This window comes from Nocardioides abyssi (assembly GCF_030412915.1).
Lineage (GTDB): Bacteria > Actinomycetota > Actinomycetes > Propionibacteriales > Nocardioidaceae > Nocardioides > Nocardioides abyssi.
In genome coordinates, this window is record NZ_JAUHJR010000157.1 from 1 (window position 1) to 278 (window position 278).

At 74.8% G+C, this 278-nt stretch carries 1 protein-coding gene; it reads left to right on the plus strand.

Features of this window, described 5'->3' with window-relative positions:
• The coding region (locus QWY29_RS20315) for a CocE/NonD family hydrolase C-terminal non-catalytic domain-containing protein (RefSeq protein ID WP_300963041.1) at positions 1-278 on the plus strand (278 nt) is incomplete at both ends.

A 278-nucleotide genomic window follows, 5' to 3' on the forward strand; every position in this document is an offset into this window, starting at 1 on the left:
GGGTGCGCCTCACCGTCACCTCGACCGGACGCAGCAGCACCCTGTTCCTGAGCCTGTGGCAGGTCGTCAACGGCGTCCCCGAGCTGGCTCGGCGCCTGGTCGCCCCGGTCACCGTGACCACCACGCCGGGCGAGGAGACCATCGTCGAGGTGGCGCTGCCGGGCGGCACGTGGGAGGTGCCCGCCGGCTCGCGGCTGCGGGTGCTGGTGACCTCGACCGACCAGACGTACGCCGCCCCGCGCACCGCCCGCGCCGACCTGGTGCAGGTCAGCGACCTG